General features: G+C 66.3%; 18 protein-coding genes. 7 read left to right on the top strand and 11 right to left on the bottom strand.

Translation table 11 applies throughout. The features are described from left to right. Positions 1-259: 259 nt before the first annotated feature. On the bottom strand, positions 260-1,579 hold the full coding sequence (locus IB256_RS18245) for an MFS transporter (RefSeq protein ID WP_192294677.1): 1,320 nt from the start codon (positions 1,577-1,579) through the stop codon (positions 260-262). A 259-nt stretch (positions 1,580-1,838) separates the two neighbouring features. On the opposite strand from IB256_RS18245, the gene IB256_RS18240 reads away from it, so the two are divergent. Further along, a complete protein-coding gene (locus IB256_RS18240; protein WP_017521585.1) occupies positions 1,839-2,243 on the top strand; it encodes an acyl-CoA thioesterase in 405 nt (134 codons plus the stop codon). A gap of 87 nt (positions 2,244-2,330) precedes the next feature. Here IB256_RS18240 and betA read toward each other — a convergent pair whose 3' ends face one another. The 3 genes from betA to betI all read right to left on the bottom strand — a co-directional run bounded on the left by betA (position 2,331) and on the right by betI (position 6,254). Continuing rightward, complete coding sequence (gene betA / locus IB256_RS18235; protein WP_192294675.1) at positions 2,331-4,013, bottom strand: choline dehydrogenase; 1,683 nt, start codon at positions 4,011-4,013, stop codon at positions 2,331-2,333. Positions 4,014-4,141: 128 nt separating this feature from the next. Continuing rightward, positions 4,142-5,614, bottom strand: coding sequence for a betaine-aldehyde dehydrogenase (gene betB, locus IB256_RS18230; RefSeq protein ID WP_192403544.1), 1,473 nt, complete (start codon positions 5,612-5,614; stop codon positions 4,142-4,144). Between the two features lie 46 nt (positions 5,615-5,660). Beyond that, a complete protein-coding gene (betI, locus tag IB256_RS18225; protein ID WP_054909619.1) occupies positions 5,661-6,254 on the bottom strand; it encodes a transcriptional regulator BetI in 594 nt (197 codons plus the stop codon). Positions 6,255-6,614: 360 nt separating this feature from the next. Between betI and IB256_RS18220 the strand changes: the two genes are divergently transcribed. After that, complete coding sequence (locus IB256_RS18220) at positions 6,615-7,175, top strand: HdeD family acid-resistance protein (protein ID WP_151188742.1); 561 nt, start codon at positions 6,615-6,617, stop codon at positions 7,173-7,175. Beyond that, positions 7,168-7,338 (top strand): hypothetical protein, encoded by a 171-nt coding sequence (locus tag IB256_RS18215; protein WP_167523245.1) that lies wholly within the window; start codon positions 7,168-7,170, stop codon positions 7,336-7,338. Before IB256_RS18220 ends, IB256_RS18215 begins: the two co-directional genes overlap by 8 nt. 1 nt (position 7,339) lies before the next feature. Here the strand turns inward: IB256_RS18215 and IB256_RS18210 are convergent, their stop codons facing one another. Both IB256_RS18210 and IB256_RS18205 read right to left on the bottom strand, forming a co-directional pair. Further along, the gene (locus tag IB256_RS18210; RefSeq protein WP_192294665.1) at positions 7,340-8,551 is read right to left on the bottom strand and encodes a YeeE/YedE family protein; all 1,212 of its coding nucleotides are present in this window, start codon (positions 8,549-8,551) and stop codon (positions 7,340-7,342) included. Between the two features lie 209 nt (positions 8,552-8,760). Next, on the bottom strand, positions 8,761-10,221 hold the full coding sequence (locus IB256_RS18205; protein WP_192294663.1) for a PLP-dependent aminotransferase family protein: 1,461 nt from the start codon (positions 10,219-10,221) through the stop codon (positions 8,761-8,763). A 116-nt stretch (positions 10,222-10,337) separates the two neighbouring features. Between IB256_RS18205 and IB256_RS18200 the strand changes: the two genes are divergently transcribed. From IB256_RS18200 to IB256_RS18190, 3 genes are all read left to right on the top strand, one after another. After that, the gene (locus IB256_RS18200; RefSeq protein WP_192403542.1) at positions 10,338-10,787 is read left to right on the top strand and encodes a GNAT family N-acetyltransferase; all 450 of its coding nucleotides are present in this window, start codon (positions 10,338-10,340) and stop codon (positions 10,785-10,787) included. Positions 10,788-10,799: 12 nt separating this feature from the next. Next, positions 10,800-11,480, top strand: coding sequence for a GNAT family N-acetyltransferase (locus IB256_RS18195; RefSeq protein ID WP_192294659.1), 681 nt, complete (start codon positions 10,800-10,802; stop codon positions 11,478-11,480). An 81-nt stretch (positions 11,481-11,561) separates the two neighbouring features. Next, positions 11,562-12,473, top strand: a complete 912-nt coding sequence (locus IB256_RS18190) for a D-hexose-6-phosphate mutarotase (RefSeq protein WP_192403540.1) — start codon at positions 11,562-11,564, stop codon at positions 12,471-12,473. Positions 12,474-12,539: 66 nt separating this feature from the next. Here the strand turns inward: IB256_RS18190 and IB256_RS18185 are convergent, their stop codons facing one another. From IB256_RS18185 to purE, 4 genes are all read right to left on the bottom strand, one after another. Then, the gene (locus IB256_RS18185; RefSeq protein WP_151188746.1) at positions 12,540-13,082 is read right to left on the bottom strand and encodes a DUF3299 domain-containing protein; all 543 of its coding nucleotides are present in this window, start codon (positions 13,080-13,082) and stop codon (positions 12,540-12,542) included. An 85-nt stretch (positions 13,083-13,167) separates the two neighbouring features. Beyond that, the gene (locus tag IB256_RS18180) at positions 13,168-13,413 is read right to left on the bottom strand and encodes a GlsB/YeaQ/YmgE family stress response membrane protein (protein ID WP_081519143.1); all 246 of its coding nucleotides are present in this window, start codon (positions 13,411-13,413) and stop codon (positions 13,168-13,170) included. 203 nt (positions 13,414-13,616) lie between these two features. Then, on the bottom strand, positions 13,617-14,702 hold the full coding sequence (locus IB256_RS18175; RefSeq protein ID WP_192403538.1) for a 5-(carboxyamino)imidazole ribonucleotide synthase: 1,086 nt from the start codon (positions 14,700-14,702) through the stop codon (positions 13,617-13,619). Between the two features lie 8 nt (positions 14,703-14,710). Then, positions 14,711-15,202, bottom strand: a complete 492-nt coding sequence (gene purE / locus IB256_RS18170) for a 5-(carboxyamino)imidazole ribonucleotide mutase (RefSeq protein WP_017521570.1) — start codon at positions 15,200-15,202, stop codon at positions 14,711-14,713. Positions 15,203-15,519: 317 nt separating this feature from the next. On the opposite strand from purE, the gene adhP reads away from it, so the two are divergent. Continuing rightward, positions 15,520-16,554 (top strand): alcohol dehydrogenase AdhP, encoded by a 1,035-nt coding sequence (gene adhP / locus IB256_RS18165; protein WP_192294654.1) that lies wholly within the window; start codon positions 15,520-15,522, stop codon positions 16,552-16,554. Between the two features lie 97 nt (positions 16,555-16,651). Here adhP and IB256_RS18160 read toward each other — a convergent pair whose 3' ends face one another. Next, entirely contained in the window at positions 16,652-19,078 is a 2,427-nt protein-coding gene (locus IB256_RS18160) for a TonB-dependent siderophore receptor (RefSeq protein ID WP_192403536.1), read from the bottom strand. Between the last annotated feature and the right edge of the window lie 25 nt (positions 19,079-19,103).

The raw sequence follows: 19,103 nt of genomic DNA, 5'->3' as shown, positions 1-19,103 counted from the left end.
GCGGGAGGCGCATTCTACAGCGATCAAACTCGCTGTCAACCACCTCGGCGATCTTCTTTTCAGCTCGCTGCCGGAGCAGCTAATGAAGAGCGGCAAGTGAATCACCTGCCTGACCACCACCCTCAACCTAGAATCTCTGTAAGTACTTGATTTTCAAGTTCTTTCAGCGCTTCGTCGCTGGGAGTGGTGCGCATTATAGGGAGTTTAAATCGGTCGTCAACGACTAATTTAATCTTTTCGCAAAAAACTGTCCTACCGATCAGTTTATGGCCATTCCCTGCCCTACCAACCTGCGCTCCTGGCGCAACAGGTAGGCACCGACCAGCAGGCCTACCACGCACAGCGCCACTACATAATAAGCTGGGCCCAGCGGGTCTTCCTTCATCAGAAGGGCAACCACCATGGGCGTCAGGCCGCCGAAGATGGCGTAGGCCAGGTTGTAGGAGAAGGACAGACCGGTGAAACGCACCACCGCCGGGAAGGCGTTGACCATCACGTAAGGCACCGCACCGATGACGCCGACGCACAGGCCGGTGACCGCATACAGCGGGAACAGCCAGTCCGGATGCGCCTTGAGACTGGTGTAGAAGGTCCAGGAGACGACGCCCAGCAGGATGCTTCCATATATGAAGGTGCGGCCCGCGCCGAAACGGTCGGCGAGACGCCCGGCCAGGATGCAGCCGACGCTCAGGCAGACGATAGCCACGCTATTGGCCTTCAGCGACGTGGCAGCATCGAACCCATAGACAGTTTGCAGCACCGACGGGGTCATCAGGATCACCACCACGATGCCGGCGGACAGCACCCAGGTCAGTAGCATGGACAGCACGATGGCCGGGCGATGCTCACGCACCACCACACCCAGCGGCACCTCATCGGCCAGTTGCTTGCGCAGTTGCAGTTCGGCGAATACCGGCGTCTCGTGCAGCCAGCGGCGCAGGTAGACGGAGAACAGACCGAAGATGCCGCCCAGCAGGAACGGGATACGCCAGGCGTAGCCCTGCACTTCCTCGGCGCTGTAGACGCTGTTGATCAGGGTCGCCACCAGCGAACCGATGAGGATGCCCGCGGTCAGACCCGACGTGAGCGTGCCGCAGGCATAGCCCACGTGACGATGGGGGACGTGCTCGGCAACGAACACCCAGGCACCCGGGACCTCACCACCGATGGCGGCGCCCTGGATGACGCGCAGCAGCAGGAGCGCCAGCGGCGCCCAGATTCCGATCTGCGCGTAGGTGGGCAGCAAGCCCATGATCAGCGTAGGAACGGCCATCAGGAAGATGCTCAGGGTGAACATCTTCTTGCGGCCCAGCAGGTCGCCGAAGTGGGCCATCACCACCCCACCCAGCGGACGGGCCAGGTAACCGGCGGCGAACAGGCCGAAAGTCTGCAACTGGCGCAGCCAGTCGGGCATGTCGGCGGGGAAGAACAGCTTGCCGACCACGGTGGCGAAGAACACGAAGATGATGAAGTCGTAGAACTCAAGGGCGCCGCCCAGGGCGGACAGCGAAAGAGTCTTGTAGTCGCTACGGGTCAACGGACGTGACGCGGGCGCGGCAGGAGCGTTCACAGAAGGCATGGTGCTTGTTATCTCTGCAGGCAAGGAGGCTGCGGCCAGCAGCCGCAGGTGCCGCACCATAGCAAATTGCGCGGAGGCGACACAGCGGCCGCGCCCGCGGGAATTTCACCCTATCCTGCGGTCGTCGCGCCGGCCCTCCCTCTATATAATGCGGGCAGGCCGATCAAAAGCTGTCCCAAGGCCTTGCGCCGGCAGGTGTCTTGGGAGAGTTTTTCCATACCCTCACCATGAGTACGCCGGGGGCAAGAGGCCCTTACCTATGATCGAGCTCGAACAAGAAGATCCTATCCCGCAAGGCGACCTGGCCTTGCAGATCACCGCCCTGCCGCGCGAGACCAACGGCTTTGGCGACATCTTCGGTGGCTGGCTGGTGGCGCAGATGGATCTCGCCGGAACCGCCATGTCCAGCCGCATCGCCGGAGGCCGCGTGGCCACGGTAGCCATCGACCGCATGGCCTTCCTGGTTCCGGTCGCTGTCGGCGCGCAGCTCTCCTTCTATACCCAGACCCTGGAAGTGGGCCGCAGCTCTATCCGCATGCTGGTCGAGGTATGGAGCGATGACCCGCTGTCCAGCGAATGGCGCAAGGTCACCGAGGCGGTGTTCGTCTTCGTTGCCATCGACGGTAGCGGGCGCACCCGACCGGTTCCGCCGCGTCGCGGCTGAAAACTGAAAACTGAAAACTGAAAACTGAAAACTGAAAACTGAAAACGCCGGCAATCTCGCCGACGTTTTCGTTTCTATCATTCAGAATCAGCGCTGCGGCTTTCCACGCACCGGCGCACCTTCGGCCTTGAAGTAGTCGGCGGTGCTGCGAGGCAGCGACGGGCGACCGCGCACCTTATCGGCGAGCTTCTCGGCCATCATGATGGTGGTGGCGTTGAGGTTGCCGGTGATGATCAGCGGCATGATCGACGCATCGATCACCCGCAGCCCTTCCATGCCGTGCACACGGCCTTCGCCATCGACCACCGCCATGTCGTCGTCGCCCATCTTGCAGGAGCAGGAAGGGTGGAAGGCCGTTTCCGCATGTTCACGGACGAAGGCGTCGAGGTCGGCGTCGCTCTGCTTGTCCAGGCCCGGGCTGATCTCGCGGCCGCGATAGGGGTCGAGCGCCGGCTGGTTCATGATCTCGCGGGTGATCCGGATCGCATCGCGGAACTCCTGCCAGTCCTGCTCGCAGGACATGTAGTTGAACAGGATGCTCGGGTGCTTGCGCGGATCGCGGGAGGTCACGTTGATCCGCCCGCGGCTGGGAGAGCGCATGGAGCCGACGTGAGCCTGGAAGCCGTGCTCGCTCACCGCGTTGCTGCCGTTGTAGTTAATCGCCACCGGCAGGAAGTGGTACTGGATGTTCGGCCACTCGAATTCCGGGCGACTGCGGATGAAACCGCCCGCCTCGAACTGGTTGCTCGCGCCCAGCCCTGTACCGAGGAACATCCACTGGGCGCCGATCTGCGGCTGGTTCCACCATTGCAGCGCCGGGTACAGCGACACCGGCTGCTTGCAGGCGTACTGCAGGTACATCTCCAGGTGGTCCTGGAGGTTCTGGCCGACGCCAGGCAGGTCATGCACGACCTCGATGCCCTGGTCGCGCAGCAGCGCCGACGGGCCGACGCCGGAGCGCTGCAGCAGTTGCGGAGAAGCGATGGCACCCGAGCACACCAGCACTTCGCGGCGTGCGCGGACGTCCTTCAGCGCGTTGTCATCGCCATGCAGATAGGTCGCGCCAATGGCACGTTTGCCACTGAACAGGATGCGGTCGGTCAGCGCGTGGGTGACGATGGTCAGGTTCGGCCGCTCGCGGGCCTGGTCCAGGTAGCCACGGGCAGTACTGGCGCGCCGTCCTTGCGGGGTGACGGTGCGGTCCATCGGACCGAAGCCTTCCTGCTGGTAGCCGTTGAGGTCCTCGGTACGTGGGTAACCGGCCTGCACACCGGCTTCGACCATGGCATGGAACAGTGGGTTGTTGCCCGCCTTGGGCGTGGTGACGCTCACCGGGCCGCTGCCGCCGTGGTAGTCGTTGGGGCCGATGTCGCGGGTCTCGGCCTTGCGGAAGTACGGCAGGCAGTCGAGGTAGGTCCAGTCTTCCAGGCCCTTCTCCTGCGCCCAGCCATCGAAGTCCATGGCATTACCGCGGATGTAGCACATGCCGTTGATCAGCGAGGAACCGCCCAGGCCCTTGCCGCGCCCGCACTCCATGCGGCGGTTGTTCATGTGCGGCTCCGGGTCGGTCAGATACGCCCAGTTGTAGCGACGGCCCTGCAGCGGGTAGGCCAGCGCCGCAGGCATCTGCGTGCGGAAGTCGGCGCGGTAGTCCGGACCACCGGCTTCGAGCAGCAGGACGCTGACGTCGGCGTCCTCGGTCAGGCGGGTAGCCAGTACGTTACCGGCCGAACCCGCGCCGATGATGATGTAGTCGTATTCCTGGGACATGCAGGCCTTCCTCTTTTTCAGGCACGACACCGCCCGCGACGCGTGCGCGCCGGTGTCTGCGTGTTGGGAATGGCCGGTGGTCAGGGAGTCATGCCTGCGACCGGCCTTTCATGGCTCGATCGCGGCGATCAGAACACCGAGGTGTAGTCGCCCAGCTCTACCTGTACGGATTTGATGCGAGTGTAGTGAGCCAGGGTGGTCAGGCCGTTCTCACGACCGACACCCGATTGCTTGTATCCGCCAACCGGCATCTCGGCCGGCGACTCGCCCCAGGTGTTGATCCAGCAGATGCCCGCTTCCAGGCGGTGGATCGCCCGGTGCGCGCGGGCCAGGTCCTGGGTCACGACGCCGGCGGCGAGGCCGTACTCGGTGTCGTTGGCGCGGCGGATGGCCTCGTCTTCGGTGTCGTATACGAGGATGCTCATGACCGGCCCGAAGATTTCCTCGCGGACGATGGTCATGTCGTCACGGCAGTCGGTGAACACGGTCGGCGCGACATACGCGCCCTTGCCGAACTCGCCCTGGGTGACGCGCTCGCCACCGCACAGCAGGCGGGCCTTCTGCTCCTTGCCGGACTCGATGTAGGAGAGAACGCTCTCCATGTGCGGGAAGCTCACCAGCGGGCCGAAGTTGGTGTTCTCGTCCTGCGGGTTGCCCAGGCGGATGCGCTTCACGCGCTCCAGCACCTTGGCCTCGAAGCGCGCCTGCAGGTTGCGCGGGATGAACACGCGGGTGCCGTTGGTGCAGACCTGGCCGGAGCTGAAGAAGTTGGCCATGACGGCGATATCGGCGGCACGGTCGAGGTTGGCGTCCTCGAAGATGATCAGCGGCGACTTGCCGCCCAACTCCATGGTCACTTCCTTGAGCGAGGAACTGGAAGCGCTGGCCATGACCTTCTTGCCGGTGGAGGTGCCACCTGTGAAGGAAATCTTCTCGATCAGCGGGTGTTCGGTCAGCCACTGGCCGACTTCGCGGCCGCTGCCGGTGAGCACGTTGAACACGCCATCGGGCAGGCCGGCCTGGGTGTAGACCTCGGCCAGCTTCAGCGCGGTCAGCGGGGTGACTTCGCTGGGCTTGAAGATCATCGCGTTGCCCGCGGCCAGGGCCGGGGCGGATTTCCACAGGGCGATCTGGATCGGGTAGTTCCAGGCGCCGATGCCGGCGACCACGCCCAGCGGCTCGCGGCGGGTATAGACGAAGCTGGTGTCGCGCAGCGGGATCTGCTCGCCCTCGATGGCGGGCACCAGACCGGCGTAGTACTCGAGCACGTCGGCGCCGGTGACGATGTCGACGAAGCGGGTCTCGGCCAGCGGCTTGCCGGTGTCGAGGGTTTCCAGCTCGGCGAGCTCGTCATTGCGCTCGCGGAGGATGTCCACGGCGCGACGCAGGATGCGCGAGCGCTGCATGGCGGTCATCGCCGCCCAGACTTTCTGCCCTTCCACCGCCGCCTGCACGGCGCGCTCGACGTCTTCCTTCGAGGCGCGTTGTACCTGGGCGAGGACTTCACCGTTGGCCGGATTGATGGTCTCGAAGGTGGCGCCGCTGGTGGCTTCCACGTAGCGACCGCCAATGTAGAGGTTCTGTACTTCGAATCGAGCCATGGTGCGGTGGTCCTCTCTTGTCGGTGTCAGCGCAAGGCTGCGCCCGCTATCCGGGGCGCTTGGCCAGTTGTTGGTCGAGATAGTCGTAGGCAATCGCCAACGCCTGCTCGGTGTCGAAGGCATCGCCCGAGAGCGCGCCCCGCAGCCAGAGGCCGTCGATCAGCGCGGCCAGGCCGCGAGCAGCGCTGCGGGCCTGGGCCAGCGGCAGTTCGCGGCGGAACTGGCTGCACAGGTTCGAATACAGCCGGTGATCGTTGATCCTCTGCAGGCGGCGCAGCTGGGGCTGGTGCATGCTGCTGGCCCAGAACGCCAGCCAGGTCTTCATGGCCGGGCCGTTGACCTGCGAGCTGTCGAAGTTGCCGGCGATGATGGCCCGCAGGTGCGAGCGCGGTTCGTCGTTGCGCAAGGTAGCGCGGCGCTCGGCGACGGCCTTGCTCAATGCCGACATCAAATGTCGCATCGTCGCGTCCAGCAGCCCGTTCTTGTCCTGGAAGTAGTGGCTGATGATGCCGTTGGAGACCCCCGCCAGGCGGGCGATCAGGGCGATGCTGGCGTCGCTCATGCCCACCTGGTCCACCGCCTCGAGGGTCGCGTGGATCAGCTGGGAGCGGCGAATCGGCTGCATACCGACCTTGGGCATTTTTCAATCTCCTCTTCGCCGGGCGTACCTGTGCCGTCCGGCGATAATGTGGGCCAGTCTATTCGTTTTTTATTGAACGCTCAATCAACTAAGAATATGCTGCGTTGCATCAAGTCCTCCGAGGCGCCCGCATGGCGGGGCCTGTACCGTTCATCGCTACGCCACCGGCAAGGATCGCAGAATCCGCGCCGGATGTGTCGCAGCCGCTCTCCCCGGTGACGTCGCCTGACGGCACCTGCCCGTTGCGACGGGCCTTTCACAGCCCGGCCCGTGCCGGGCTTTCTTTTGCCCCACGTCAGGGCCCGCGCCGCGCACCAGCGACTATGGTTTCAGCCATACCCCCTCGCGAGGATCGCCGCCATGTCGCAACACCCGCTCTGGCAAGCCCTGGGCCGCCACTGGAAATGGATCGCCCTGCGCGGGGTCGCTGCCCTGCTGTTCGGCATCCTGGCCATGGTCTGGCCGGGCATCGTGCTGACCGTGATGGTGCTGTTCTTCGGCGCCTATGCCTTCGTCGACGGCTTGTTCACCCTGATCGCCGCCGCACAGATGCGCGAATCCGGCCGGCCGCTGTGGCCGCTGGTGCTGGTGGGCTTGCTGGGGATCGCCGCCGGGCTGGTCGCCTTCCTCTGGCCGCAGCTGACCGCGCTGGGCCTGCTGATGCTGATCGCCGGCTGGGCGCTGGTGATGGGCGTGCTGCAGATCATCGCCGCAATCCGCCTGCGCAAGGCGCTGCAGAACGAATGGTGGCTGGGGCTTTCCGGCGCGGTATCGGTGCTGTTCGGCGTGCTGATGATCGGCAATCCGGGAGCCGGTGCGATCGCCGTGGCCTGGGTGATCGGCGCCTACTCGGTGTTCTTTGGCGCCCTGCTGATCATGCTCGCGCTGCGCCTGCGCAAGACCTCGACCTTCAATGCCTGAGGAGCGGGACTGGTGCCTGCTGCGCCTGGACGACAACGGCAACCGCTTCGTCATGCGCCGCCAGCTGAGCCGTGCCGAGGCCGAAGCCCTGGCGCAGGACTACCAGGCCCGCGGCCACCGGCAGACCTACTGGGCGGAGCGCGAGACGCCCCGCCCGGCCTGACTCAGCAGCCGGTCAGGCGCGCTTCCACGCGCTCGGCGGGGAAGAAGATCGGGCGCAGACGCACGCCCACCGCGTTGCCGAAGAACGCCGCCACCAGCCACAGCCAGCCGTGCAGGCTGCCGGAAGCGATGCCGCTGAAGTACGCGCCGATGTTGCAGCCGTAGGCCAGGCGCGCGCCGTAGCCCAGCAGCAGGCCGCCGATGACGGCTGCGATCAGCGAGCGTGCCGGGATCTTCAGACTCGGGGCGAAACGGCCGGCGAGACCGGCAGCCAGCAGCGCGCCGATCATGATGCCGAAGTCCATCACGCTGGTGACGTCCTGCCAGACCGGTGCGGCGAGCGCCTTGGCATTGGCTTCGACCTGCCAGAAGGCCCACTGGTCGACAGCGATGCCGAGGTTCTCGAACGCCTTCGCGCCCCACAGGGCAAAGGCCGAGGTGACGCCCCACGGACGCCCGGCCAGCGCCAGCGTGGCGAAGTTCAACAGCGCCAGCGCCACCGCGCCCCATACCAGCGGCCAGGGCCCCCGGAAGAGCCGGCCGATGCCCTTCTCACCGTTGCTGGCGATCAGCTCCAGCACGCCATGTCGGCGTCGCTCCAGCACCACGCTGACGGCGGCAATGGCGGCGAACAACACGAGGCTCAGCGCCAGCGCCGGGAACAGCCCCAGCGACTGCACGATGGAGGTCGGCGGCAGTGACGGCAGGGCGAACCACCAGCCGATGTGGTGAGTGGCGACCACCGAGCCGACGATGAAGAACAGCAGTGTCACCAGCATCCGCGCGTTGCCGCCGCCGACCGTGAACAGCGTGCCGGAAGCGCAGCCGCCACCCAGTTGCATGCCGATGCCGAAAATGAAGGCGCCGACGATGACCGACGTACCGGCGGGCGAGACCAGTCCCTTCACCGGCTCACCGAACAGCGTGCCGGCGGCCAGGGCCGGGAAGAACAGCAGCACGGCCAGCGCCAGCATCACCATCTGCGCACGCAATCCGGCGCCACGGCGTTCACGGATGAACACGCGCCAGGCGGAGGTGAAGCCGAAGGCGGCGTGGTAGAGCGTCAGCCCCAGCGCGCCGCCGACCAGGAACAGCAACGCCTGCCGGCCACTCACCACCTGGGCGAGGAACAGCGCGCCCGCCAGCAGCAGGAGGAAGGCGATCCAGGGCGCTGTGGACTTGCGCTCGGGGACGGTGGACAGGGCTAGGCTCATGGCGACTCCGGGGCATTTTCAAGAGGGGCGATATTCTAGGGAGCGTAGTGGCTCCCGCCAACTTCGTAAGGCAGCTAAGGAAATAGCCGGGAGTTACAAGCCTCGGAGAAAGCCCGAGTTGAGCGTAGGGCGAATAACGCCCCAAGCGTTATCCGCCGCCCCACTGCGCCGGAGCTCGGACGGCGGATAACCGTGAACGGTTATTCGCCCTACGCTCGCGCCCAAGCCTTGCGCAGCGCCTTGAGCGCCTCAGCGATCCGCGCCTCCGGCACCGCTGCGAAGCCCAGCACCAGTCCGGCACGCTGATCCTCCGGCTCGACGGACTCCGGCAGCCAGTAGTCGCTCAGGGCATTCACCTCGACACCAACCGCCGCCGCGCGCTGCACCAGTTCCAGTTCGCGTTCGCGGCTGTCGACCCGCACGCACAGGTGCAAGCCTGCTTCCACCGCCGGCATCGGCGCGCAGCCAGCCACCTCCGGCCAACCGCGCAGCAAAGCGTCGCGACGGCTGCGAGCGGCTCGGCGCATGCGCCGGACATGACGCTGGAAATGCCCTTCGGCGATGAAGTCCGCCATCACCCGCTGGGTGCCGACCTCGGAATGCCGCACGTCCAGCGCGCGGCGACGGGCAAAGGCCTGCGCCAGCGCCGGCGGGACGACCAGATAGCCCAGGCGCAGCGCCGGGAAGGCGATCTTGCAGAAGGTGCCGACGTAGAGCACGCGGTCATGGCGATCCAGCGCCGCCAGCGGCATCAGCGGCGTCCCGCTGTAGCGGTACTCGCCGTCGTAGTCGTCCTCGACTATCCAGCCGCCGCTGCGCTCGGCCCACTCCAGCAGCTCCAGTCGCCGCGCCAGCGACAGGGTTACGCCGGTGGGGTACTGGTGCGAGGGCGTGACGTAGACCAGCCGGCAGTTCGGCAGCTGTTCCAGCTGCGCCGTGCACAGGCCATCGGCATCCACCGGCATACCATGCAGGCGCGCACCCGCCGTGGCGAAAGCATGGCCGGCGGCGCGGTAGCCGGGATTCTCGATGGCCGCGCCGTCACCTTCGGCGAGCAGCACCTGGGCGCACAGCGCGATGCCCTGCTGGGCGCCGCTGGTAATGATGATCTGCCCGGCGTCGCAATGCAGGCCACGGGTGGTGCGCAGGTAGGCGGCGACCAGCTCGCGCAGGCGCTGCTCGCCAGCCGGGTCGCCGTAACCCAGGCAATCCAGCGGCGGATCACGCCAGAAGCGCGCCTGCAGCCGCGCCCAGGTATCGAAGGGGAAGAGGTCGAAGGCCGGCACGCCGACCCGGAACGCCCGTGGCGCGCCGGTGGGCGGCAGCGGCAGATGGTGCCGCGCGAGGCGCTCCAGGGATGGCGCATCTGCGCTGCGTGTTTCGCTGCGCACGGCTTCGACCGAGGGCTGCACACGCTCTGCCACGTAGGTGCCATCGCCGGTGCGGCCTTCGATGTAACCCTCGGCGTAGAGCTGCTCGTAGGCGCGCACCACAGTATTGCGCGAAACCCCCAGCGATGAGGCCAGGTCGCGGCTGGCCGGCAGCCGCGAGCGGGCCGCCAGGCGCCCGTCGAGGATGCGCTCGCGCAATGCCTGGAACAGCTGTACGCCCAATGGGCGAGCCGGATCGAGGCGGATACCGGAGGGGTTGAAGGGCAACGGGACGCTCATGGAGACGGCTTCCAGACGGCGGCAATGGTTCCCTTGATTTCACCATGAATGGCTCTTTAGCAGAACCAATTCCCGACCTAGTCTGGAAGCATTCCAACGCACACAAGGTTGTCAGCATGTCTTCCGCCGTCGAGATCCGTCCGATCAGCGCCGCTGATCACGCCGCCTGGCTGCCGCTCTGGCAGGGCTACCAGCACTTCTACAAGACCACCATCGACGAGGCCACCACGGCCATCACCTGGCAGCGCTTCCTCGATGCGGCCGAACCGATGCACGCGGCCCTCGCCTGGCGCGATGGCGTGGCCATCGGCTTGGTGCACTTCATCTACCACCGTTCCTGCTGGACCCAGGGCGACTACGTCTACCTGCAGGACCTGTTCGTTGCCGAAGGCCAGCGCGGAGGCGGCATCGGCGCGCAGCTGATCGAGCACGTCTACGCCGACGCCCGCGCCAATGGCGCCTCGCGGGTGCACTGGCTGACCCACGAGAGCAACACCGACGCCATGTTCCTCTATGACCGGATCGCCGACCGCTCCGGGTTCGTCCAGTATCGCAAGATCCTCTGAGCCGGAGCGCCGATGAACGACCAACCCCTGCTGAACTGGCGTCCCGCCGCCAGCCCCGAACGCCGCACCTTGACCGGCCGCACTATCAACCTGGCGCCCCTGGACGTCACCCTCCACGGCGATGATCTGTGGCAAGCGCTGCAAGGTCCGGACTCCGATCCGCTGCTGTGGGACTACCTGCCCTACGGCCCCTTCCCCGAGCGCGCGCCTTTTGACGCCTGGCTGGCGGGCAACGCAGCGAGCAACGACCCGCTGTTCTTCGCCGTGATCGACCGCACCAGCGGCCGCGCCGTCGGCCTGCTCAGCTACCTGAGGATCTTCCCGAAGGACGGCAGCATCGAGATCGGCCACATCGCCTACGGCCGCGTGATGCAGCGCTCGCCCGCCTCCACCGAAGCGGTCTACCTGCTGGCCCGCTGGGCCTTCGAAATGGGCTACCGCCGCCTGGAATGGAAGTGCAACGCGCTCAATGCCCGCTCCATGCGCGCCGCCGTGCGCCTGGGCTTCGTCTTCGAGGGCACCTTCCGTCAGGCCACTGTGGTCAAGGACCGTAACCGCGATACCGCGTGGTTTTCCATCATCGACAGCGAGTGGCCGCGTTGCCAGCGGGCCTTCGAACGTTGGCTGGACGCCGCCAACCTCGATGCCGACGGTCAGCAGCGCGAACGGCTCGAAGACCTGCGCCAGAGCTGATCTTTTCATTCTCCGGGAACTGCCCGCTGCGCGAAGGATCGGTGATACTGAAACTTTCGCAGCGCAGTCCCGGAGCCCCCCATGAGCAGCGACATCCAGACTCCCCGCGTCGAGCAGGTACAGATCGATCAACTGTCCTGCTGGCGCATCCACACCGCTTATGGTGAAGCCCTGATCGCCCAGCAGGGTGCGCAACTGCTCAGTTACCAGCCCCACGAACAGCCTCCGCTGGTGTGGCTGAGCGAGACCGCCGAGTACCGCCACGGCCAATCCGTGCGCGGCGGCGTGCCGGTGTGCTGGCCGTGGTTCGGCAACCTGGACCGCAACCCGGTGGACATCCGCACCGCCTACCAGAGCGACAAGCCGCCGGCCCACGGCCTGGTGCGCGCCCTCGACTGGCAGCTGGACGACATCGCCGACGAGCTGGGCCAGCTGTCGGTGCACTTCAGCTACGACGCAAGCCAGGGACTGCCCGGCTGGGCTCACTCGGCGCGGCTGGAGCTGGTGATGCGCTTCGGCGAACGCCTGACCCTGGAAATGACCACCCACAACCTGGGCGACACGCCGCTGCCGATCAGCCAGGCGCTGCATACCTACTTCGCCGTCAGCGACGTGCGCCAGGCCAGCATCGACGGACTGCAGGGCTGCCGCTATGTGGAAACCCTGGAGAAATGGGAGCTGCGCGACCAGCACGGTCTGGTGCGCTTCAACGGCGAAACCGACCGCATCTACCTGGACGTGGAGAAACCGCTGGTGATCCGCGACCCGGCCTGGGAGCGCGGCATTCACATCCAGGGCAGCGGCTCGCGCTCGGCGGTGGTGTGGAACCCCTGGATCGACAAGGCCGCGCGCCTGTCGCAGTTCGAGAACGACGCCTGGCAGGGCATGCTCTGCATCGAGACAGCGCGGGTCTGGGACGACGTGATGAGCGTCGCGCCGGGGCGCAGCGAGACGATGAAGGTGGAAATCTGGGGCGAGCCGCTGAAGGCCTGATGGCCTTGCAGGGCGGATAACCCGTTCCCGGTTATTCGCCCTGCATTCCCGCCCTACGAAAACGCTTCACAGATCGCTCTCTTCCACCGGCCGCACCTTGGCGTCGTCGATGGCGTAGGCCGCGTCGGCCAGGTCATTGCTGACCTTCTCCACCTTCAGCGTGCCGCTGACCCAGATCGGGTTGTAGATATCGTCGATCTGAATGCCCTTGGGGTAGCGCACCAGCACGATCTGGTTCGGCGGCGGCGGCGGCACGTGGATGCAGGCGCCCGGGTAAGGCACCAGGAAGAACTCGGTGACACGGCCCTTGGCGTCGTTCTCCAGCGGCACAGGGTAGCCGCCCAGCCGCAACGCCTTGCCGTTCAGCGCGGCCACGGTTCTGGTCGAATACATCACCTGCGGCAGCTTCTTGTCGGACTGCTTCAGCCCGCCCTTGCTGGTGAAGGTGCCGTTGGCCTCGGGGCCGTTGTGGGTGATTTCCGGCATGTCCTCCAGCGCCTTGCGGTCGCTCGGCGGCATCAGGGACAGCCAGTCGGTTTCGGGAAGTTCGGCGGCGGACGCCAGGGAAGTCAGCAGGATCAGACAGCAGGCGAGCAGTGGTCGGCGCATCGTGGACTCGAAGGGCCCGGTCGGGCACAGGCGGCAGGGGCTTCCTGCGCCCTCCCCCTGAGCGGGAGAGGGGCGGAAATCACCGTCAATTCTTCTTGATCAGGCCGTAAATGACCAGCAGCACGATGGCGCCGATCACCGCGCCGATGAAGCCCGCCGCCTGACCGGCCGCGTAGATGCCGAGCGCCTGGCCGCCGTAGGTCGCCAGCAGCGAGCCGCCGATGCCGATCAGGATGGTCATGATCCAGCCCATGCTGTCGTCGCCCGGCTTCAGAAAGCGTGCGATGAGTCCGACGATCAGGCCGATGACGATGGTTCCGATGAAGCCCATGACAGTCCCTCCTTGTGGGATGTGCGCGGCGTATTCGCGCGTGTCATGGGACAGTGTAGGAAAGCCTCGCGTTCCGTGTATTCCCGCGAGCCAGAGCGACCCGCAGTGTTTCGTGGGCCTTACAGCACTCCGCCGATCGCCCATGAAAAAAGCCGCGTCAGCGATTGACGCGGCTTTCTCCTGTCACCCGGATCGACGGGCCGTCAGGCCTTGGCGATCAGCGCCTCGACTTCGGCGATGCGCGCCTTCAGGGTCGGCAGGTCGGCGCTGCGCAGGGTGGCGTGGCCAACCTTGCGCCCGGCTTTGAAAGCCTTGCCGTAGTGGTGCAGGTGGCAGTCGGCGATGTTCAGCACCTCGGCCACCGGCGGGACTTCGCCGATGAAGTTGAGCATGGCGCTCTCGCCCACTTTCGCGGTCGAGCCCAGCGGCAGGCCGGCGATGGCACGCACGTGGTTCTCGAACTGGCTGCACTCGGAACCTTCGATGGTCCAGTGGCCGGAGTTGTGCACGCGCGGGGCGATTTCGTTGGCCTTCAGGCCGCCGTCGACTTCGAAGAACTCGAAAGCCATCACGCCAACGTACTGCAGCTTGTCCAGCACGCGGCCGACGTAGTCTTCGGCCAGCGCCTGCAGCGGGTGCCCGGTACTCGCCACGGAGAGGCGCAGGATGCCGTTCTCGTGGGTGTTGTGCACCAGCGGGTAGAAGCGGGTCTCGCCGTCGCGGGCGCGTACCGCCACCAGCGAGACTTCGCCGGTGAAGGGCACGAAACCTTCGAGGATGCACGGCACGCTGCCCAGTTCGGCGAAGGCGCCGGTGACGTCCTCGGCCTTGCGCAGGACCTTCTGGCCCTTGCCGTCGTAGCCCAGGGTGCGGGTCTTCATCACCGCCGGCAGGCCGATGCTGGCTACCGCGGCGTCGAGGTCGGCCTGGGACTGCACGTCGGCGAAGGCCGGGGTCGGGATGCCCAGGTCCTTGAACATGGACTTTTCGAACCAGCGGTCGCGGGCGATGCGCAGCGACTCGGCGTTCGGATAGACCGGCACGAACTGCGAGAGGAAAGCCACGGTCTCGGCCGGCACGCTCTCGAACTCGAAGGTCACCACGTCGACTTCATCGGCCAGCTGGCGCAGGTGGTCCTGGTCGCTGTAGTCAGCGCGGATGTGCTCGCCCAGGGCTTGCGCGCAGGCGTCCGGCGCCGGGTCGAGGAAGGCGAAGTTCATGCCCAGCGGGGTACCCGCCAGGGACAGCATGCGGCCCAGCTGGCCGCCACCGATGACACCGATCTTCATGGTCGTACTCAGGCCTCGCGCGGATCGGGATTGTCCAGCACCGTCTCGGTCTGGGTGGCGCGGAACTGCTTCAGCGCCTCGTGGTATTGGGGGTACTTGGCGCCCAGGATGCTGGCGGAAAGCAGGGCTGCGTTGGTCGCGCCGGCCTTGCCGATGGCCAGGGTGGCGACCGGGACGCCGGCGGGCATCTGCACGATGGACAGCAGCGAATCGACGCCCGAGAGCATGGAGGACTGTACCGGCACGCCGAGGACCGGCAGGTGGGTCTTGGCGGCGCACATGCCCGGCAGGTGGGCGGCACCGCCGGCACCGGCGATGATCACTTCGATGCCACGGCCATCGGCCTCTTCGGCGTACTGGAAGAGCAGGTCCGGAGTACGGTGGGCGGAGACCACCTTCACTTCATACGGAATGCCGAGCTTGTCCAGCATGTCTGCGGTGTGGCTCAGGGTGCTCCAGTCGGATTTGGAACCCATGATCACGCCAACCAGTGCGCTCATCGTCGTGCCTCTCTCAAGTGCGCTCTTGGGCGCGTCAGAAACCAACAAGCCACGCTCGTCGGAGGCGTGGCTTGTACGTGGCCAAACCGGCGGGCAGTGCCGGCTTGAAGGCGGCGCAGTATACCGCAAAGGATGTGGCGCAGTGCACTGGGCATGACCGTTGGTCCCGATTTCGTCATTCCGCCATCGACGATGCCTGCGACGACCTCGGAAAAGCTTGCCGCAGCTCAAGATGGCCTAGGCTCAGAGGCTCAGACTCGTCTGACACGAACCTGCCCGGATGGGGCAGGCCCCTCACCCTTCAAGGAGCGAGCGCAATGTCCACGACCCTGCCCACGACCATGAAAGCCGCTGTCGTCCACGCCTTTGGCGAGCCACTGCGGATCGAGGAAGTCAAAGTCCCGCTGCCCGGCCCCGGGCAGATCCTGGTGAAGATCGAGGCGTCCGGCGTCTGCCACACCGACCTGCACGCCGCCGAAGGCGACTGGCCGGTGAAGCCGAGCCTGCCGTTCATTCCCGGCCATGAAGGCGTCGGTTTCGTCGCTGCAGTCGGCTCCGGCGTCACCCGCGTGAAGGAAGGCGACCGCGTCGGCGTGCCCTGGCTGTATACCGCCTGCGGCTGCTGCGAACACTGCCTGACCGGCTGGGAAACCCTCTGCGAGAGCCAGCAGAACACCGGCTATTCGGTAAACGGTGGCTATGCCGAATACGTGCTGGCGGACCCGAACTACGTCGGCATCCTGCCCAAGGACGTCAGCTTCCTGGAAATCGCGCCGATCCTCTGCGCGGGCGTCACCGTCTACAAGGGCCTGAAGGAAACCGGCGCGCGCCCCGGCCAGTGGGTGGCGATCTCCGGAATCGGTGGCCTCGGCCACGTGGCCGTGCAGTACGCCAAGGCCATGGGCCTGCATGTGGTGGCGGTGGACGTGGATGATGCCAAGCTGGAGCTCGCCAAGCGCCTGGGCGCCAGCCTGACCGTCAACGCGAAGAAGGAGGACCCGGTCGAGGTGGTGCAGCGCGATATCGGAGGCGCCCACGGCGTGCTGGTCACGGCGGTATCCAACAGCGCCTTCGGCCAGGGCATCGGCATGGCCCGTCGCGGCGGCACCGTGTCGCTGGTCGGCCTGCCGCCGGGCGATTTCCCCACGCCGATCTTCGACGTGGTGCTCAAGGGCCTGCACATCACCGGCTCCATCGTCGGCACCCGTGCCGACCTACAGGAAGCCCTGGACTTCGCAGGTGAAGGCCTGGTGAAGGCCACCGTCGCCTCCGGCAAGCTGGATGACATCAACGCCATTCTCGACCGCATGCGCGCCGGGCAGATCGAAGGGCGGATCGTGGTCGAGATGTAGGCCTCTGCGCGAGGTGGACTCCTACCCCGCGCCTCACCTGTAGGGCGAGTAACCCGGAACGGGTTATCCGCCCCACAAAGCGAACGCGTCTTCCGGATCAGAACTCCACGGTGGTCGAGAATTCGAACTGCCGCGGTTCGCCGATGGCCACGTAGAGGTTGTTTGCCGCCGACGGGTAGTAGGTGCGGTCGAACAGGTTCTTCACGTTGAACTGGAAGCCGACGTTATGCCCGCCCAGCTTGGTGTCGTAGCTGGCGAAAGCATCGGCCACGGTGTAGGACGGCAGCTCGAAGGAGTTGGACGGGTCGCCCGCGCGCTTGCCCACATAGCGCGCGCCGCCCCCAAGACGCAGATCGTCGCCGCCGAGCAGCGAGCCGGCGTCGTACACCGCCGTCAGCGAGGCGGTTTCCTTCGCCACGTTCTGCAGGCGGTTGCCTTCCAGCTCAGGGTCATCGGTCACTTCCGCGTCCAGCCAGGCGTAGCTGCCGAGCAGGCTCCAGCTTTCGCTCAGTTGGCCGGTCACATCCAGCTCGGCGCCATAGGAGCGCACCTTGCCGGCGGTGCTGACGCGGCTGTCGCCGTTGGCGTCGAGCTGGGTGACCATCACGTTGCGCTTGCGGATATCGAAGAACGCCAGGTTCGCGGTGACGCGGCCGGGAATGTCGAGCTTGCCGCCGATTTCCCAGGACGAAGCCTCCTCAGGCTGGATCGCCGAGTCGATCACCTCGCCGGTGGAGAGCGGCGCAATGGTGGAGTTGGGCTTGAACGACTGGGTGTAGCTGCCATACAGCGAGACCTCGTCGTTGATCTTGTAGACCACACCCGCGCGCGGCACCCACTTCTGCCCGCTGATGTCGGTGTTGGCCTTGAACGGCCGGCCGCGCCCGGCGTACTGGTCGTACATCTGGTAGCGCCCGCCGGCGACCAGAATCCAGTGGTCGTCCAGGTGCCAGGAATCCTGCAGGAACAGTGAGTCGCTGCGCAGCTTGTCGGTCTGGTCGCTGTCATTGGCGCTGACGCTGGTAGCGGGAGAAATCTGCCCGTAGACCGGGTCGAGGTAGCTCAGCGTGGTGTTCTTGGTGTCGCGGATCAGGTCGGCGCGGTAGATCTTGCGCTTCTCGCTGTCGATGCCGACCACCAGCTCGTGGCGAAAGCCGCCCAGCTGCAGATCGCCGTTCAGGCTGGCGGTGGCGAAGCTGTCGCTGCTCACCGCGCCGTGGGTGCCGTCGACGCGGCGGGTCACGGTGCCGTTGCTGTTCACCTTGGTCACCCGCGCCTGGTTGTCGTCGTAGGTCTCGCGGGTCCAGCCGTAGGCGAAGTGCGCCTTCCAGGCATCGTCGAGACGGTGTTCGATATCCAGGCGGCTCAGGTCGGAGCGTCCTTCGGTGATGTTGAACGGCTCGTCCAGCCGGCGGGTGCGTGGGATGTCCAGCGGCCTGTTGGTGCGTGGATCGATGGCGGTGCCACGGTCGAACGGCGTCTTGAACTCGCGGTGCTCGTAGCTGAGGTTGACCGTGGTGTACTCGCCGAACCAGGCCAGCGACGGCGCGACGAGGGTCTCGCGCTGCTGGCCGAAATTGCGCCAGTAGTTCTCGTCCTGGTGATCGACGATCAGCCGGTAGGCCAGGCTGCTTTCACCCAGCGCGCCGGTGCTGTCGATCTGCGCGCCACTGCCCTGCTTGCCGTGGGCGAAGGTCGAGCCACGCAAGGTGACGGCGTTGTACTGCTGCAACTGCGGCTTCTTGCTCACCACGTTGACCACGCCGCCCGGGTCCTGGATGCCGTAGAGCACGGAGGCCGGGCCCTTGAGCACCTCGACGTGATCGGCGGTGGCGGTGAGGTTGCGGCCCAGCACCGAGGGCAGTCCATCACGCATGATCGAGCCGTCGCGGTTGTCGCCGAAGCCGCGCTTCATTACCGCATCCTGGGTGCCGCCGAGGGTATTGGCCTGGGTCACGCCGCTGATGTTGCCCAGCGCGTCGTCGAGGTTGCGCGGCTTCTGGTCGCGCAGCGCCTGCGCCGGGACGGTGACGATGCTCTGCGGAGTCTCCAGCACCGGCGTGTCGCTGCGGCCGATGGAAGCCACCGGCTCCGGCTGGTAGCTGGTGGCGGCGGCCTGGCCGGTGACGGTGGTGTCGGTCAGGCTCAGGGGATCGGCGGGCAGGCGCTCCAGGGTCAGGGTATGACCGTCGAGGGCGCGGAAGCGGTAGCCGGAACCAGCGAGCAGGCGGTTCAGCGCGTCGTTGGCGCTGAGCTGGCCAGAGACTGCCGGGGCCTTGAGGTCGTACGGCGTTTCATCGGTGTAGACCACGCTCAGGCCGGTCACCCGGCTGAACTCGCTGAGCGCCTGGGGCAGCGGCTGGGCGGTGATGGCGAACCCATGTTTCGCCAGTAGCGCGGAGCTGGCGGCGACTTCATCCGCCAACGCGGCCGGCGCCTGCGCGGCGACCAGGGCGGTGCCGAGCACGAAGGCGGCGAGCGGTTTCAGGGACAGTTCGGGGACAGCGCGGCGCAGCGGGGTCATCGGGGGCTCACTTGCTCGAAAGGTC

The organism is Pseudomonas sp. PDM17, from assembly GCF_014851985.1.
Taxonomy (GTDB): Bacteria; Pseudomonadota; Gammaproteobacteria; order Pseudomonadales; family Pseudomonadaceae; genus Pseudomonas.
Note: the sequence above shows the minus strand (reverse complement) of the source record. Positions and strands in the feature narration are given on the sequence as shown.